This is a genomic window from Nakamurella sp. GG22, assembly GCF_052976845.2.
The window spans coordinates 110,712-127,056 of the sequence record NZ_JBRIIO020000013.1 but is presented as its reverse complement, the minus strand read 5'-3'; the positions used below and the strand labels follow the sequence as shown (position 1 = coordinate 127,056).

13 protein-coding genes and 1 pseudogene are annotated in these 16,345 nt (G+C 70.0%); 8 read left to right on the top strand and 6 right to left on the bottom strand.

The window, feature by feature from the left end; all coding sequences use genetic code 11:
* Positions 1–22 precede the first annotated feature (22 nt).
* The 3 genes from ACVBEQ_RS14695 (at position 23) to ACVBEQ_RS14685 (ending at position 3,766) form a co-directional block, all read left to right on the top strand.
* Complete coding sequence (locus ACVBEQ_RS14695) at positions 23–1,108, top strand: S-(hydroxymethyl)mycothiol dehydrogenase (protein ID WP_447154049.1); 1,086 nt, start codon at positions 23–25, stop codon at positions 1,106–1,108.
* Between the two features lie 247 nt (positions 1,109–1,355).
* Positions 1,356–2,114 carry a LamB/YcsF family protein gene (locus tag ACVBEQ_RS14690; protein WP_447154048.1) on the top strand — a complete coding sequence of 253 codons (759 nt, stop codon included), beginning with the start codon at positions 1,356–1,358 and terminating at the stop codon, positions 2,112–2,114.
* Positions 2,111–3,766, top strand: a complete 1,656-nt coding sequence (locus ACVBEQ_RS14685) for a 5-oxoprolinase subunit B/C family protein (RefSeq protein WP_447154047.1) — start codon at positions 2,111–2,113, stop codon at positions 3,764–3,766. Before ACVBEQ_RS14690 ends, ACVBEQ_RS14685 begins: the two co-directional genes overlap by 4 nt.
* 82 nt (positions 3,767–3,848) lie before the next feature.
* On the opposite strand, the gene ACVBEQ_RS14680 is transcribed toward ACVBEQ_RS14685, so the two are convergent.
* Together ACVBEQ_RS14680 and ACVBEQ_RS14675 are read right to left on the bottom strand one after the other, a co-directional pair.
* A complete protein-coding gene (locus tag ACVBEQ_RS14680; RefSeq protein WP_447154046.1) occupies positions 3,849–4,097 on the bottom strand; it encodes a hypothetical protein in 249 nt (82 codons plus the stop codon).
* Positions 4,090–5,523 carry a PspC domain-containing protein gene (locus ACVBEQ_RS14675; RefSeq protein WP_447154045.1) on the bottom strand — a complete coding sequence of 478 codons (1,434 nt, stop codon included), beginning with the start codon at positions 5,521–5,523 and terminating at the stop codon, positions 4,090–4,092. Before ACVBEQ_RS14675 ends, ACVBEQ_RS14680 begins: the two co-directional genes overlap by 8 nt.
* Before the next feature lie 111 nt (positions 5,524–5,634).
* On the opposite strand from ACVBEQ_RS14675, the gene ACVBEQ_RS14670 reads away from it, so the two are divergent.
* From ACVBEQ_RS14670 to ACVBEQ_RS14660, 3 genes and pseudogenes are all read left to right on the top strand, one after another.
* Positions 5,635–7,515, top strand: coding sequence for a PspC domain-containing protein (locus tag ACVBEQ_RS14670; protein WP_447154044.1), 1,881 nt, complete (start codon positions 5,635–5,637; stop codon positions 7,513–7,515).
* Positions 7,512–8,171, top strand: a complete 660-nt coding sequence (locus tag ACVBEQ_RS14665; RefSeq protein ID WP_447154043.1) for a response regulator — start codon at positions 7,512–7,514, stop codon at positions 8,169–8,171. The genes ACVBEQ_RS14670 and ACVBEQ_RS14665 overlap by 4 nt, the downstream gene beginning before the upstream one ends.
* 265 nt (positions 8,172–8,436) lie before the next feature.
* Positions 8,437–8,987: pseudogene (locus ACVBEQ_RS14660) on the top strand (isochorismatase family protein).
* An 87-nt stretch (positions 8,988–9,074) separates the two neighbouring features.
* Here the strand turns inward: ACVBEQ_RS14660 and ACVBEQ_RS14655 are convergent.
* Positions 9,075–9,575 carry a chorismate mutase gene (locus ACVBEQ_RS14655; protein WP_447154042.1) on the bottom strand — a complete coding sequence of 167 codons (501 nt, stop codon included), beginning with the start codon at positions 9,573–9,575 and terminating at the stop codon, positions 9,075–9,077.
* A gap of 367 nt (positions 9,576–9,942) precedes the next feature.
* On the opposite strand from ACVBEQ_RS14655, the gene ACVBEQ_RS14650 reads away from it, so the two are divergent.
* On the top strand, positions 9,943–12,573 hold the full coding sequence (locus ACVBEQ_RS14650) for a UvrD-helicase domain-containing protein (protein ID WP_447154088.1): 2,631 nt from the start codon (positions 9,943–9,945) through the stop codon (positions 12,571–12,573).
* Positions 12,574–12,645: 72 nt separating this feature from the next.
* On the opposite strand, the gene ACVBEQ_RS14645 is transcribed toward ACVBEQ_RS14650, so the two are convergent.
* The 3 genes from ACVBEQ_RS14645 to ACVBEQ_RS14635 form a co-directional block, all read right to left on the bottom strand.
* Entirely contained in the window at positions 12,646–13,194 is a 549-nt protein-coding gene (locus tag ACVBEQ_RS14645; protein ID WP_447154041.1) for a Uma2 family endonuclease, read from the bottom strand.
* Positions 13,195–13,282: 88 nt separating this feature from the next.
* Positions 13,283–13,744 (bottom strand): hypothetical protein, encoded by a 462-nt coding sequence (locus tag ACVBEQ_RS14640; protein WP_447154040.1) that lies wholly within the window; start codon positions 13,742–13,744, stop codon positions 13,283–13,285.
* A complete protein-coding gene (locus tag ACVBEQ_RS14635; protein ID WP_447154039.1) occupies positions 13,737–14,102 on the bottom strand; it encodes a hypothetical protein in 366 nt (121 codons plus the stop codon). Before ACVBEQ_RS14635 ends, ACVBEQ_RS14640 begins: the two co-directional genes overlap by 8 nt.
* 161 nt (positions 14,103–14,263) lie before the next feature.
* Here ACVBEQ_RS14635 and ACVBEQ_RS14630 point away from each other — a divergent pair, with 161 nt between their 5' ends.
* Positions 14,264–16,288 (top strand): hypothetical protein, encoded by a 2,025-nt coding sequence (locus ACVBEQ_RS14630; protein ID WP_447154038.1) that lies wholly within the window; start codon positions 14,264–14,266, stop codon positions 16,286–16,288.
* Positions 16,289–16,345: the final 57 nt, after the last annotated feature.

The window sequence follows — 16,345 nt, the reverse complement described above, 5'->3', positions numbered from 1 at the left end:
CGAACACCCGAAGGAAAGATCCGTGCCCCAGCAGGTCAAGGCTGTCATCGCCCGTACCAAGAACGCCCCGGTGGAACTGGTGTCGATCACCGTGCCGGACCCGGGACCGGGAGAGGCCGTCGTCACAATCCAAGCGTGTGGGGTCTGCCATACCGATCTGCACTATGTGCAGGGCGGCATCGGCGAGGACTACCCCTATCTGCTGGGCCACGAGGCCGCCGGAATCGTCGAATCCGTCGGCGAAGGCGTGCAGGACCTCGAACCGGGTGACTATGTGGTCCTCAACTGGCGGGCCGTCTGCGGAACCTGCCGGGCCTGCAAGCGCGGCCGGCCGTGGTACTGCTTCGCCACCTTCAACGCCACCCAGAAGATGACCCTCGATGACGGTACGGAGCTGGCACCGGCCTTGGGGATCGGCGCCTTCGCGGAGAAGACGTTGGTCGCTGCCGGTCAGTGCACGAAGGTCGATCCGGCCGCCGCACCCGAGGTCGCCGGTCTGCTCGGTTGCGGCGTGATGGCCGGTTTGGGCGCGGCGATCAACACCGGTGGGGTGACCCGGGGTGATTCGGTTGCCGTCATCGGCTGCGGCGGGGTCGGCGCAGCCGCGATCGCCGGAGCCCGGCTGGCCGGCGCGAACAAGATCATCGCCGTCGACATCGATGACCGGAAGCTGTCCACCGCCACCGATCTGGGCGCGACGCACACCGTCAACGGCAAGACGGCGGATGTCGTCGAGGCCATTCGGGCGCTCACCGACGGCAATGGGGCGGATGTCGTGATCGACGCCGTCGGCCGGCCCGAGACGTATCGGCAGGCTTTCTACGCCCGCGACCTGGCGGGAACCGTGGTGCTGGTCGGCGTGCCCACCCCGCAGATGACGCTGGAATTGCCGCTGCTCGACGTGTTCGGTCGGGGTGGCGCACTCAAGTCCTCCTGGTACGGCGATTGTCTGCCCAGTCGGGACTTCCCGATGTTGATCGATCTGTTCCTGCAGGGCCGGCTGCCGCTGGACGCCTTCGTCACCGAGACCATCGGCATCGAAGGCATCGACGACGCCTTCGCGAAGATGCACCACGGCGACGTACTCCGGTCGGTCGTGAGAATCTGACGGTCAGAACCTGACGGGTGAGAATTGATCACACCGTCACCTCTTCACCCTCCCTGGAATACACCGGCGCGCGAACCGGCGGGCACCACCGTTGCGGCACGACGTGAAAGCGTTGCATCCGATCCGCGGCTTCGCGGAATCGCGATTCCTGAGCAAGGTGCTCATACGCCGCCGGTCAGGCGTGTGAGGGTTCCGGATTGACGACCGGGCAGCGGGGCACAATTCCGCTGGATGTGAGGGAGAGCTGATGACCGTCGTCGACCTGAACTGCGACGTGGGTGAGTCGTTCGGCCGTTGGGTGCTGGGTGACGACGCGGCCGTGATGCCGTTCGTCACGAGCGCGAACGTCGCGTGCGGATTCCACGCGGGCGACCCGGTGACCCTCCGGCGGACCTGCGAACTCGCCGCCGCTGCGGGCGTCGTCATCGGCGCGCAGGTCGGCTACCGCGATCTCGCTGGCTTCGGCCGGCGGTTCATCGACGTCCCGGCCGAGGAGTTGACGGCCGACATCATCTACCAGATCGGCGCGCTCCAGGCGCTTGCCCGGGTCGCCGGCACCGAGGTCAGGTACGTCAAACCGCATGGCGCGCTGCACAACGCGACCGTCGAGCACGAGGTCCAGGCGGGCGCCGTGATCGCCGCGGTCCAGGCCGTCGATCCCGACCTACCGGTGCTCGGGCTGCCCGGGTCGGCGCTGCTGGACATCGCGACCTTCCGCGGGCTGCGCGCGGTGCCCGAGGCGTTCGCCGACCGCGCCTACACCCCCGCCGGCACCCTGGCGGCCCGCACAGAGGACGGTGCCGTGCTGTCCGATCCGGCCGCCGTCGCCGCACGGGCGGTCGGGATGATCACCGGGGGAACGGTTGTCGCGGTCGACGGGTCGGTGGTGAAGGTGCGTGCGGAGAGCATCTGCGTGCACGGCGACAGCCCGGGGGCGGTGCAGATGGCCGCGGCCGTGAAGAAGGCGCTGGAGGACGCCGGGGTCATCGTGCGGGCCTTCACGTGAAGACCAGGATCCTGCCCGCCGGCGACGCGGCCCTGCTGGTGGAGGTCGACGGTGTCGAGGCGGTTCTGGCCCTGACCGCCGCGCTGCGGGTCGTCGCTTCTGCGGACATCGTGGATCTGGTGCCGGCCGCGACGACCGTGCTGGTGCTGACGTCGCCCGGCAACGACCTCGGCGAACTCGGTGCGACGGTCGCCCGGATCGCCGAAGGTCTCGATCCCGGCGAGGATCCCGCCCCGGACGGCGAGGAGGTGCGGATTCGCGTCCGGTACGACGGACCCGATCTCGACGAGGTCGCGGAGCTCACCGGCCTGAACCGGTCCGAGGTGATCGCCCGGCACACCGGCGCACCGTGGCGGGCGGCCTTCGGCGGGTTCGCCCCGGGATTCGCGTACCTGGTCGGCGGTGATCCGGCGCTGGACGTGCCGCGGCGGCACGAGTCCAGGACCACGGTCCCGGCCGGCGCCGTCGCGCTGGCCGGCGGCTACAGCGCCGTGTATCCGGCCGAGTCGCCGGGTGGTTGGCAGCTGATCGGGACAACGGACGCACGGCTGTGGGACGTCGACCGGGACCCGCCCGCGCTGATCCGGCCCGGCACGGTGGTGCGGTTCGTCGACGCGGGCAGCGGGTCCGACGCGGCTGACCCGACCGACTCGGGCGAGGATGATCGCGAAGGCACCTCGCTCGACGGGGCGACCCGGTCAACCGACTCCGGTCACGGGACTGCCTCTGTTGCACCGTTTCTGGAAGTGCTCCGCACCGGCCCGCTCAGCCTGTTCCAGGACGCGGGCCGCCCGGGCAACGCGTCGATCGGGGTCGGGACGTCCGGTGCCGCTGACAGTTCGTCCTACCTGTCGGCGAATCGTCTGGTCGGCAACGACGACGGCGCCGCGGTGATCGAGAGCGTCCTCGGCGGCCTGGCCGTACGGGCCGGCGGTGACGTCGTCGTCGCCGTCACCGGCGCACAGGTGCCGGTCACCGTGGACGGCGAACCGGCGGACCACGGTGCGCCGCTCGAGCTCCGCGACGGTCAGCAGCTCAAGCTCGGCACGGCGAAGCAGGGGCTGCGCAGCTACCTGGCGGTCCGCGGCGGGTTCGACGTGCCCGTCGTCCTGGGGTCGTGCGGCACCGACACCCTGTCCGGTGTCGGGCCGCCGGCCATCGCCCGGGGCGACCGCATCGGGGTTCGGACGCCGGGATCCGACGAGCACCGCAGTGCCCTCGACACCGCGAAGGACGCCGAAACCAGACCGGACGCCGATCCACCACCCGGCCCCCTGACGCTGCGGGTGATCGCCGGCCCCCGCGACGACTGGTTCTCCTCGCCGTCCGATCTTGCAGTGGGCGAGTGGGTGGTGTCGCCGAACAGCAACCGGGTCGGGGTGCGGCTGGACCGTCCCGGGGATGCCGAAGCCGCACCGGCCCTGCGGCGCAACGACTCTCGTGAGCTGCCGAGCGAGGGCGTGACGCTTGGGGCGATCCAGGTCCCACCGAGCGGGCAACCCGTGCTGTTTCTTGCCGACCACCCGGTGACGGGTGGCTATCCGGTGATCGCTGTCGTCGTCACCGCGGATGTGGACCGGGCTGCGCAGGCCCGGCCGGGTCAGCGGATCAGTTTCGCGTTCCAGCCTCCGGAGCCGGCCCCGGCGGACTGAACTGAATGCGGACGCCGAAACGGCCCCGCCACCTGTGCGGTGACGGGACCGTTCGCCGTTCGACCGGGAGAGGACCGGCCGATCAGGACTGTTGCTTTGACCTGCCCGGTAGTGCCGAGGCCAGCAGGCTGATCCCGACGAGGGCAACCACGCCGGCGATCACCCATTTCGTGGCCTCGTTCAGCAACCACCAGGGGTCGCCGGTGAACCCGACGGAGGCGACGGCGAAGAACGCCAGCGAGAAGACAAGCCCGATGATGTTGACCCGACGGCCGGGAGCGTGAGTCGAACCGCTCTGTCCCGCACCGGTTGTCGTGTTCGACTCAGCCATTGCGCACCTCCGCGTGTCCCGCCCCGACGCTGACGGTCAGATTGATGGTTCCCTCGTCGGTCGAGCCGACCTGCGTCTGGTTGATCTCCTGCTGCAATCCGTCGGACTCGATGCCGAGGCAGTCGAGCTGGCCCGCATTGGCGCTGCAGGTGACGTTCACGTTCGCGTCCGCCGGTACGGTCACCGACGCCTGACCGGCCCTCACCTCCACCTCGATGTCAGCCGTCTGACCGGCGGGCACCGTGATCCCGGACAGGTCGAGCGTGCCCTGGCCGCCGTTGAGGACGTACGGCGACTGCTGCTCCGCGACCGCGGCCGTGGACGGCGTCCAGGTCTGCTGGCCGTACCCGCTGGTGCCGTCGACCCCGGTGACGGTCAACCCCAGGGTCAGCACGGACAGGAAGATGCCCGGGCCGATCAGCGACTGCCCACGACCCCGCAGCGATCCGATCAACAGGCCGAGGGCCACCACAGCGAGGGCGGTTGCCGCGACGCCGGCCCAGCTCAGCTGCCACCACCCGGCGAAGATGCCTGCGGTCGCGAGGCCGGCGACCAGCAGCACCGCGCCCATCGTCACCCGGCCGATCACTCCGCGCTGACGCGGTGCGGGGGCTGCCGGCGGCAGCGGGCTGGGCTCGGGCAGATCCCAGGCGAACGGCGCGACGCCCAGCGGATCCCACGCGGGTGGCTGTGGTGTCTCCGGTTCGGTCGGCGTCGGGGCTTCGGATGCACCGGCGGTCGGCGCACCCCCCTTGGTCATGTTGACTCCCGACGTGCCCTTCTCGTCCCAGAACGCGGGCTTCTCGAACGGCGAGGGTGCGTCCTTGCCGGGCGTCGGCGTTCCCGACCACGGCTGGCGGGCCACCCACTGTTCGGCCTGGGCGCCCCAGGACTCACCCTTCGCGGTCATCCTGGCGGCCCAGTCGTCCCCGCTGTGATCGGTACCGCCGTGGAGGTTCCCGCCGTATGAGCCGCGCGGTCCACCGTGTCCGGAGCATCCCTGACCACGCTTCTTCGCGACCGAAATGACGATGATGCCTCCGATCACCAGCGGCCAGAAGGGAAGTCCCCAGGAGAACATCGAGGCGATGGAGAACAGGGCGACGATGGCGAGCCCGACCGCGAGCGCCGGCGGCGTCGACGAACGGCCGCGTCCGATCAGCGACTCGGCCGCCGACACCTCGTCGCCGTCCGCGGGCAGCAAGAGCCAGCCCAGCACGTACAGCAGGCCACCGAAGCCGCCGAAGACGGTCAGGATGACGAAGCCGACCCGGATCAGCACCGGGTCGACGCCGAACGCCCGACCGAGACCGCCGGCGACGCCGGCGACCTTGCGATCGTTCGCCGACCGGCGGGGACGCCGCGTCCACCAATCTCCGCCGGGGGCGCCCGGTCCCGGGGTGCGATCCTGCTGCCAATTGCTCATGCCATGAGCGTGCTCCGGTCGCGCTCGTCACACCATCGGGGATCCCCCTGGTTCGCCGATCCAGGGTGAACCCGGATACCGCTCGCGACCGGGACGTGTGACCCTGAACTGGTGAAGTCGTCGTCCCGTGCCCGCCGCGCCCTTGGCGCCCACGCGAGCGCGCACCTGCGTTTCGGTCATGCCGCGGGCAGTCCTGCCCCGTCGGCGGACGAAACCTCCGCGGCAACCGATGCCGGCGCGACCGGGCAGCACGCCGTCGGTGCCGGCGTCGACGAGACTGTCGATCTCCCCGGCGACGGGATGCCATCGGAAAAGCCCGCCCCGGACGCCGGTTCAGCGGCAGGATCGGCGCCGGCCGCCCCGCCAGCCCCATCCCCGAGGCCATCTTTGGCGCAGCCAGCATCCGCGTCACCGTCCGCGGCGCCAGAATCTCCGACGCCACCATCCCAGCTGCCACCATCCCCGTCGGGAGACCCGCTTCCGCCCACCGATGCGGTCCCACCGGCGGGACTACTCGGACCGCCGCCCGCCGCGCGGTTCACCCCGGACGGACTGCCCAAGCTGACCCGACGGCCGGAGGGCTCGATCCTCGGCGGCGTCTGCGGCGGGATCGCCGATCATCTCCGCGTTCCTGTGCTCTGGGTACGGGTGACCTTCGCGCTGCTGGCCGTGATGGCCGGAGCCGGGGTGCTGGCCTACGCACTGCTGTGGATCTTCGTCCCGCAGCGCACGCCGTCGCCCGCGCAGGCCGCTGGGCCGGCCAGTGCGATCGAACGCCGCCAAGCCCTGGGCGTGGCGGCGGTCGGTGTCGCGCTGCTGATCGTGGCCACCGCGCTCGGCTTCGGGCAGGTGCTGACCTGGGTCCTCGGGCCGCTGGGACTGGCAGCGATCGGCGCCGCGTTCATCTGGCGCGAGGCCGATGAGGGACGCCGGGCACGCTGGCGCCGGACGGCCGCCGGCATCGTCGGGCCGACGACCGGCTCGTGGTGGCGACTGATCGGCGGTTGTCTGCTCGTCGTCGGCGGGCTGTCCGTCTTCGCGATCGGCCAACTCGACTTCACCGCGGTGCGGTCGGCGCTGATCGCCGTCGTGCTGACGCTGGTCGGCGTTGCCGTCATCACCATCCCGTGGTGGCTCCGGCTGGTACGGGACCTCGGTGACGAGCGGCGGGGTCGCATTCAGGAGCGCGAGCGCGCCGAGATCGCCGCCCACCTGCACGATTCCGTGCTGCAGACCCTCGCGCTGATCCAACGGCAGGCCGGTAACGCCCGGGAGGTGCAGCGGCTGGCCAGGAGCCAGGAACGGCAGCTGCGGACGTGGCTGTACGGCCCGGCCGGCTATGCCGCGGCAGGCGAGTCGTCACGGCCGGCGTCCATCTCCCTCGCCGCGTCGTTGGCCGAGGTCGCTGGCGAGATCGAGGACACCTACGCCGTTGCGGTCACGCCGGTGATCGTCGGCGACGCCACCATGGACCAACATCTCGCCGCGCTGGTGGCCGCCGCGCGTGAGGCGATGGTCAATGCCGCCAAGCACGCCGGCGTCGAGGAGATCAGCGTGTACGCGGAGGTCGAGGACGGCGTCGCCAGTGTCTTCGTCCGTGACCGCGGAGTCGGGTTCGACCAGAAGGACGTCGCCACCGACCGCCGCGGACTGGCCGAGTCGATCCGCGGACGGATGGAGCGGCACGGCGGTAAGGCCACCGTCCGTTCGACGCTGGGCGAAGGCACCGAGGTCGAGCTGACGGTGCAGGTGAGCACCGCGGCCGACGACACCGACCGGACCGGATTCGACGGCCCGTTCGAACCGGCCGGTGCCGGCTCGGACACGCGGCCTGCCGGCTCGAACACGGGGGCTGCTGGCTCGGACTCGGGATCTGCCGGCTCGACCACCGGACCCTTTGAATCGGACAACGGACCTGTCGGCTCGAACACTGGACCGGGTGCGCAGCCGAGTACGGTCAGGGCGTCCGCCGAAGCAAGGGGCCCAGCGTGAGCGAGCCGGTCACAGTGTTCCTCGTCGACGACCATGCCTTGTTCCGCACCGGCGTGAAAGCGGAACTGGCCGGCCTGGACGACGACCGCATCGCCATTGTCGGCGAGGCCGGGTCGGTCGGTGAAGCCGTCGTGCGGATCACCTCCCAGCCGCCGGACGTGGTGCTGCTCGACGTGCACATGCCCGACGGCGGCGGTCGCGCCGTGCTCGAGCAGGTGCACGCCAAGTTCCCCGACGTGGTGTTCCTGGCGCTGAGCGTGTCCGACGCGGCGGAGGACGTCATCGCCGTGATCCGGGCGGGCGCACGTGGATACGTCACCAAGACGATCTCGGGACGCGAACTGGCCGACGCGGTCGTCCGGGTCGCGGCGGGGGACGCGGTGTTCTCCCCGCGGTTGGCGGGTTTCGTACTGGACGCGTTCTCCGACCGCAACGGGCCCGCCGTGGTCGCCGACCCCGAGCTGGACATGCTCTCGCCCCGCGAGCGCGAGGTGCTCAAACTGCTGGCCAGGGGCTACGCCTACAAGGAAATCGCCGCGCAGCTGTTCATCTCGATCAAGACCGTCGAGACCCATGTCTCGAGCGTGCTGCGCAAGACGCAGAAGTCGAACCGCTACGAGCTGTCCCGCTGGGCGTCCGACCGCCGCCTGGTCTGACCGCCCTGCCTACCCGCGCGGCCCCTCCAGGCAGGGTTGGCCAGCCTGCAACTTGGCGCGCCGCCGATCGGCGTCATTGTCCGGTTTGACTGCCGGCAACCGAAAGCCACGCTCGGCGGCGCTGACGGCATACCGATTGTCGAGACCTGGAAGCCCGTCATCTCGCGGCCGTCGCACCCACAGTCGGTGACTAACAAGGCAGACAACGGCTGTCGGTGGCGAGGTCTACGGTCGCCCCAGGCGTCCGGCGGACAAGGGAGCGACGATGACCACACTCGACAACCGGCCCAATACAGCGCTTCTCGTGATCGACGTGCAGAGTTGCGTGGTCGAGGACGGGCACCGGCGCGATGCGGTGGTGGCCAACATCTCCGGCCTGGTGGACAAGGCTCGGCAGGAGCAGGTTCCGGTCGTCTGGGTTCAGCACAGCGACCAGGAGATAATCCGGGGGAGTGACGGCTGGCGCATCGTGCCGGAGTTGAAGCCGGACGAGGCGGAGCCGCTGGTCGAGAAGAGCTACGGCGACGCCTTCGAGGAAACCACCCTGGAGTCGGTGCTGGCAGGTCTCTCGGTGGGCCGGCTGATCGTGGCCGGCGCTCAGACCGATGAGTGCATCCGCTCGACGTTGCACGGCGCGCTCGTCCGGGGATACGACGCGACCCTGGTCAAGGACGCGCACACCACCAGCGACATGTCGGAATGGGGCGCGCCACCGCCGGAGCAGGTGATCGCACACACGAACCTGTACTGGACCTATCGGGCCGGACCGCCGGAACCGTCGCCACCGCCGATGTCGACTTCGCAGGGAGGACCTGACGGAGGCGCGCAGCAGTTCGGCTGCGGCTCACACCGTTACCTGCACAGGCCCAGTGACGGGTGCGTGTGACGGGTGCTTGTGACGGGTTACTTGCGGCCGAGCCGGCCGCGCCCCATCGCGAGCAGCAGCATCCCGAGGTCGGTACCCGCAGGGCCGAGCGCGCGGAAGCGCTCCAAGATGGCCATCTCACGGCTGTAGACGATCTTGGGTCCGCCGAGGGTTTTGCGCGCGGTGCCGATGGCGTGCGAGATCGCGGTCCTGTGCAGGATCAGCTTGACGAGTTCGGCATCGATCGCGTCGATCTCCTTGCGGAGCACGTCGATCCCCTCCTGATCCTGTGGAACGGGGATCAGCTCGGGTGCCGGTGCCTGGGTTGGATCGGTGGCGTCGATGGCCTGCTCCGTGAGGGTGGCTCGGGTCCGCTGGTGCACCGGGAGGGTAGCGCGGACCGCGCTGTCGGCCAGAGATCTACTGGCCGGGGCGCCTGCAGTCGGGGCGCCGGCAGGTGCGGCGATCGGGGCGGTGCTGGTCGGGGCGGTGCTGGTCGGGGCGGTGCTGGCTGGGGCGGTGCTGACTGGGGTGGTCATGATCGAACCTCATTCTGCCCCTGGCCGCTCGAGCCGGGTACGAAAAACGCCCCGGGTCTCTGCGGACCTCGGGGCGTCGTCGTGGCGGTTGGTTCAGCCGCGGACGGGCACCGGGATCCGGTACCCATAAAAAAACTCCGGCCGTGCGAGCGCACAGCTGAGAGTTCCGCGGCAGGTCATGTCGGGTAGTGAACCACATCAGCCCGGTCGTCCGCATCCCCTTCGCACACAGATGTGCACACGTCAGGGCGTCGTCGCCAACAAGACGCACCCCGGCGCGCGACGACCCGGTCCGGGCGCTCCCGACCCGGACGCGCGTGGCGGCGTCACCGTCCTGTCGGCTGTTCCGGGTAGCGTTGTTGCCGATATGACAAGCCTTTTCGAGCTCCCTCCCGCCGGTGTGGCGACGGCCGCGGCGGTGGGTGTTCGCAACCTCGGCGCGGAAGCCGCGGCCGCCAATGCCGAACGCGCCCGGGAACGCGCCGAGCGGGCCAAGCAGCGCGCCGACGAGTTGCTGGAGGGCCTCAACCCGCCACAGCGGGAGGCCGTCGAGCACCGCGGAGCGCCGCTGCTCGTCGTTGCCGGAGCAGGCTCGGGCAAGACACGGGTGCTCACCAGGCGTATCGCATACCTGCTGGCAGTGGGCGGGGCGCAGCCCGGCGAGATCCTGGCGATCACGTTCACCAACAAGGCCGCCAGGGAGATGAAGGAGCGCGTCGGCGACCTTGTCGGCAACCGAGCCCGCGCGATGTGGGTGTCGACGTTTCACTCGATGTGCGTCCGGATCCTTCGCGCCGAGGCCGGTCAGCTCGGGATGAAGTCCACCTTCACCATCTACGACGCCGCCGACTCGCAGCGGCTGGCGCAGTTGGTGGCCAACGGGCTGAACATCGACACCAAAAAGTACCCGGCCCGTTCGCTCGCAGCGCAGATCTCCAACCTGAAGAACGAGCTGATCGATCCGCAGACGGCGATCGACCGGGCGGATTCCGATCAGGCGAAGATCGTCGCGCGGGTCTACGAGGGCTACCAGTCCCGGCTGCGGGCGGCGCAGGCGTTCGACTTCGACGATCTGATCATGCAGACGGTCGAGCTGCTGCAGGCGTATCCCAACGTTGCGGAGCATTACCGGCGACGGTTCCGGCACGTGCTGGTCGATGAGTACCAGGACACCAACCACGCCCAGTACATGCTGGTCAAGCACCTGGTCGGCGGGACCACCGACGAGCGGGAGGTCCGCACCGCCCACGGCGAGCTGGTGCGTCCGGCGGCGTCATCGGTGCCCCCGGCCGAACTGGTCGTGGTCGGCGACGCTGATCAGTCGATCTACGCGTTCCGCGGCGCCACCATCCGCAACATCGTCGAGTTCGAGCGGGACTACCCGAACGCGCGGACGATCATGCTCGAGCAGAACTACCGCTCGACCCAGACGATCCTGTCGGCGGCGAACGCCGTCATCGCCCGTAACCCGGAGCGCAGGGCCAAGAATCTGTGGACCGCGCAGGGTGGCGGTACCCAGATCGTCGGGTACGTGGGCGACAACGAGCACGACGAGGCGCAGTTCGTCGGCAAGGAGATCGACGCCCTCGTCGATGCCGGCGACGCGGTGTTCGGCGATGTCGCGGTGTTCTACCGGACCAACTCGGCGTCACGATCCTTGGAAGATGTCTTCATCCGGACCGGGATGCCGTACCGGATCGTCGGCGGGGTCCGGTTCTACGAGCGCAAAGAGGTCAAGGACGCGCTGGCCTACCTCCGCGCGATCGCCAATCCCGATGACGAGATCAATCTCCGGCGCATCCTGAACACCCCGCGGCGGGGGATCGGTGACCGCGCGGAGGCCACTGTCGCGGTCTTCGCCGAACGGGAGCGCATCGGGTTCGGCGAGGCGCTGCAGCGGATCAAGGACATCCCCGGCCTGGCCACCAGGTCCGCCAACTCACTCGAATCGTTCGCCGGACTGCTGGCCGGGCTGCGCGCCGAGGTCGGATTCGGGATGGAACCGGCCGACCTGCTGACGGCGGTGCTGGACCGCACCGGCTACCGCGCCGAACTCGAGGCCTCCGACGACCCGCAGGACGGATCCCGGCTGGAAAACCTCGACCAACTGGTCAGTGTGCTTCGGGAGACGACCGAGACACTCGTGGCCACAGCGGCTCTCGGGGTCGCTGCGGTCGCCGGTGACGCCGACGCCGTCGATCAGCGGGAGGCCGACCCGGAGGCGGACGAGGACGTCCCGCCGGACGCCGGTGACCTGTTGATCGCCGTCATGGAGCAGCTGTCGCTGGTCGCGGACGCCGATGCGGTGCCTGATTCGGCGGACGGTGTCGTCACCCTGATGACGCTGCACACAGCGAAGGGCCTGGAGTTCCCGGTGGTGTTCGTGACCGGGTGGGAGGACGGCATCTTCCCGCATCAGCGATCGTTGGGCGACGAGGTCGAACTCGCCGAGGAGCGTCGGCTCGCCTACGTCGGGATCACCCGGGCGAAGCAGCGGCTGTACGTGTCGCGCGCGATGATGCGGTCCGCCTGGGGTCAGCCCGGCGCCAACCCAGCGTCCCGGTTCCTCGACGACATCCCCAAGGACCTCGTCGAGTGGAGGCGCACCGATGAGGACGCCAGGTCGGGCGGATTCATCGGGGACAGCTCGTTCGAGGGCAACATCAACGGTCGGACGTTCGGCGGCCGGGGTGGCCGCGGCTTCGGCAACTCGTCCGGCGGCGGCTCATCCGGTGCCGGGTGGGGTTCGCGCTCGGCGCCGATGACGGCGAGCCGGTTCGGGGAGAAATCGTCGTCCTCGACCGGTCGGCGTCCGCTCGGTTCCGGGCCGGTGCTGGAACTTGCTGTGGGTAACCGGGTGTCGCACGACAAGTACGGGCTGGGCACCGTTGTCGCTGTCGACGGCGTCGGACAGCGGGCAACCGCGACCATCGACTTCGGGACGGCCGGGAAGGTCCGGCTGATGCTGATCGGCGGCGTGCCGATGACCAAGCTCTAAGGTGTCGCTGGTTCCGAACTTTGGCGATCCGAGCTGTGGTCGCGGGCGACCTGCTCACGGTTGCCAGGGCGGTCAGCGCAGCAGATCAGCGGGCACAATTGTGACGGGGAAAGGCTTGTCGAGCGTGACCGGATCGTCGCCGGTGGCCGCACCGACAGTCACGTACGAACCGTCGACCAGCTCCAGGGCCAGGATCGACGGCTCCTCGGGGTCGACGATCCAGTAGTTCTGAACGCCTGCGTCCTCATACTTCGACCGCTTGTAGATCGAGTCCTTGCGACGCGTCGACGGCGACAGCACCTCGACCGCAAGGATCATCGACTCGTTGACGGGCGCCGAGAGGTCCCGGTTCTTCAGCACGAGCACGTCCGGTTGCAGCGATGTTCGGATGTCCGGGCGCCAGTCGAGCGGGGCAACCAGCGCCTCCATGTCGCGCGGGCACGCCGCTGCCAGCAACAGACCGAGCTGCACCACCGCCCGCTGATGACGCCGGGTCGGAGCCGGGCTCACCAGCAGAATCCCGTCGAGCATTTCGTAGCGCAGCCCGTCATCGGGCAACGCGTCCAGATCGTCCACGGTCCAGTCGGCCACTCCGCGGGGCATCACCGTCATGGCCGTCATGATCCGCTCCTTCGTCCGGGCTGTCATCGCTGAACACGAGCGCAGAGTGACAGATCAGTGCAACCGAACGGGCGGGTTGTCCACACGGCTAATCCGCCGACGAACCCTCCGACCGCGCGGACTCCCTGGTCTGCCAGAGCCACATCAGCCCCAGCACCGGCAGGATGATCGGCACGTAGCCGTAGCCGGCGCCGAAGCGCGACCAGACGGTGTCCTTCGGGAACGCCTCGGAGTCGATGATCGAGGCGATGCCGATCGTGATGACGCCGACCATCTCTGTACCGACCGCGGCCCAGGCCAGCGGTCGCGACCACCGCCGGTGAGTGACCAGGCCGACGGTCGCGGCGATGTACACCAGGCCGGAGAACAACGAAAGCAGGTACGCCACAGGCGCTTCGTCGTATTTGGTGATGATCTGGACGACCCCGCGAGCGGTGGCGGCCAGCGCGAAAACCGCGTACAGGGCGATCAGGACGCGGCGCGGTCCGGTGGGCGGGCCGTCGTCGTCCGGTGCCGTGGCATCCGCGCCGAGCGGCGACTGGTCAGCCAACGGGGGCCTGCCAGAGCTGTATCAACCGGAGGGTCATCACCGCCACCACCACTGCAGTGAAGCACAGCGACAGCGACCCCCATCGGGTCCGCTCGAGACGAGCAAGCTGGAAGCCCAACGGCAGCGGCAACAGGATCCCGATCGAATAGGCGACGAAGGTCACCGGCTCGGTGAGCTCCTGGCCGCCGGTCAGTCGGACGATCGCGATCACCGTCTGCACCAGCAGTGCCACCTCGACGACGATCGCGCCGACCATCTGGGCCTCGGTGGTCGGCCGGCGCCGCCAGGCCTGGAAGCCTGTCCACGCGGCGAGCAGCAGGCCGGCGACGATCACGCCGATGGCCAGAGGCTGAATCATGCATCGATCATCGCTGATCGCCGGCGCTCACCGGTGTAGCTGCACCTGCGCACCGAAGCCGCGCTCGAACGGCCGGCGTTGTCGCCCTGGGTTGCTACGGTCGGAACCGTGCAATCAGCCCGCCGTGCCACTCTGCCTCCCGGTGGGCGGCTGCTGGGTTCATGCCCGGCCCGGCGGACACCGTGACCGCAATCACGCCCGACCCCGGCGGTCAGGCCGTCGATCCCGACGAGCGGCGGGCCGCTCTGGCGCTGTCGACGCTGCTGCTGCTGGCCGGCGTCCTGGTTGGCGTCAGCCCGCTGCTCGGCGTCGTCGGCACGGCCGACGGGTCGCCGACGACCGCCGTCGCGGCTGCGGCGCTGGCCGCGGTGCTGCCGGGTCTGCTGGCCGTCGGGTTGGCGGTGCGCCGGCCGGTTCTCGGGCTTGCCGCGACCGCGGGTGCCGGCGTCATCGGGGTGGTGCGGCTGCTGACCGACGTGGCTGTCCTCTCCGAACCCGACCGGGTCACCCGCCCCGAACTGTTCGCCGAAACCACCGAGCGGGCCAGGCCCTTCACCGCCGCAGCCGGCGGCTGGGTTCTGGTGCTGGCGGACGTGCTCTGGCTGACGGTCGGAGTGTTGGCCGCGATGCGGCTGGCGACTCAGGTGGCGCCGGGTCGGGATGAGCCCGACGAGCGAATCTTCTCGGGCCCGAACCCTGATCCGGTCGATCCAATACCGCCAGATGCGGACGTCAGTGCTGGGGCGATCGGCGACGTGGAGATCTTTGACGGAACCCAGGTGGCCGCCGCGCTGAGTCGGGCCTCGCCCGGTCGGCGCTCGCTCAACATGCCGATGGTCCTCGTCGGATTCCTCGGTGCCATCCTGCTGATGGTCGGCGCGCTCGGAACGCCGTATTCGGGCGGCTACCTGGCTCTGCGCGTGCTTCCGTTCGGGTCGAGTCTCACCGGGCTCGTCGGGGCCGCCCTGCTGGGCTTCGTCGCCGCGGTCGTGGTCGTGATCGCGGCGGCGCTGCCGACCTCCATCGGTCGGGCGCTGCTCGGCGGAACGGCGCTCGCCGCCGCCGTGCCCGGCCTGACAGCCGTGCTCGCGGTTCTCTTCGGAGCCCCGACGAGTCTTTCCCCGGTCGTCTGGTGCGGGTTGCTGGGTGCGCTGGTACTGGCCCTTGCCGGACTGCTCAGCCGAAGAACGGCCGACCCCGCCGGTGCGCGGGATCCGGACGGATCCCCCCCACCGGGATGGATGACGATCGGAACCGGCGTGCTGGCCCTGCTGGCAGCGGCCGCCCTCGTCGGCGCGGGCAGCATGCCTTTGCTGTACCTCGACGGTGCCGCACCGGACGATGTCGCCGGTGGCGCGCTGCTTCCCGCAGCACTGCCGCAGTTGGTGGCTGCGGCCCCGCTCACGGGGGCCGGGGTGCTGGCGCTGGTGCCCTCGCTCGCCGTCCTCGGCCGAGCTGCCGCGACGGTCGTCTGGGCAGGTGCGGTGTACGCGTTCGGCCAGGCGTTGCTGGCCCGATCCCTCGTGCTGTCCACCACGGGTGACTCGACCGGAACGGAACACTTCTGGACAACCGGTCCCGGTCAATGGTTCTCGGTGCTCGGCACGCTCTGCGCCATCGCGGCCGCTGTGCTCGGGGTGCTGACGATGCGACGCGTCGAGCAGGCCTCACCGGCGATCGTCGATGACGACACCCTCGCCGCCGCGCGTTCGGCCCGGGTCTGGCCCGCGGTCGGGCTGACGGCGCTGATCGTCGTCGGCCTGTCTTTGCCGGCCCACAGTGACCTGACCGGGTCTGGACCGGGTCTGTGGCACGGCTACGACCTGGACACCTGGGGGATCTGGGCGCTCGCCATCGGCGGCGTCATCGGCGTGTGGGCTGCGGCTCTCACACACCGGGCCGGCGCCGCCGCCGCGTGGTTGGTGGCTTCGGCGGCAGTCGTCGGACAGTCGTTGATCGTTCCGCCCGCGGTGCGCGCGGTCGCAGGTTTCGGTTGGGGCGCGGGGCTCTGGGCGGCTGTGCTGGCCGTGCTGGCCCTCTTGGTCGCCGCGCCGTTCTTCGCGAAGATTGCCCAGCGGGTACGGATCGACACCCCCGCGCCGCTGGCCGGGATCACCGCCGCCCGCCGCACCACCACGCCGCCCAAGGGCTCCGCTCCGGCGGGCACCACCTCGAAAGGCAGATGATGTCGGTTCCCCGTTCACCGGTCGCTGGATCACCGGGCACCGCTAATCCACCGAGCA

Bases quoted from the DNA above. Each gene is read 5' to 3' on its own strand.
- ACVBEQ_RS14690 (WP_447154048.1), top strand. From the start codon at position 1,356: ATGACCGTCGTCGACCTGAACTGCGACGTGGGTGAGTCGTTCGGCCGT.
- ACVBEQ_RS14680 (WP_447154046.1), bottom strand. From the start codon at position 4,097: ATGGCTGAGTCGAACACGACAACCGGTGCGGGACAGAGCGGTTCGACT.
- ACVBEQ_RS14675 (WP_447154045.1), bottom strand. From the start codon at position 5,523: ATGAGCAATTGGCAGCAGGATCGCACCCCGGGACCGGGCGCCCCCGGC.
- ACVBEQ_RS14655 (WP_447154042.1), bottom strand. From the start codon at position 9,575: ATGACCACCCCAGTCAGCACCGCCCCAGCCAGCACCGCCCCGACCAGC.
- ACVBEQ_RS14650 (WP_447154088.1), top strand. From the start codon at position 9,943: ATGACAAGCCTTTTCGAGCTCCCTCCCGCCGGTGTGGCGACGGCCGCG.
- ACVBEQ_RS14645 (WP_447154041.1), bottom strand. From the start codon at position 13,194: ATGACGGCCATGACGGTGATGCCCCGCGGAGTGGCCGACTGGACCGTG.
- ACVBEQ_RS14635 (WP_447154039.1), bottom strand. From the start codon at position 14,102: ATGATTCAGCCTCTGGCCATCGGCGTGATCGTCGCCGGCCTGCTGCTC.
- ACVBEQ_RS14630 (WP_447154038.1), top strand. From the start codon at position 14,264: ATGCCCGGCCCGGCGGACACCGTGACCGCAATCACGCCCGACCCCGGC.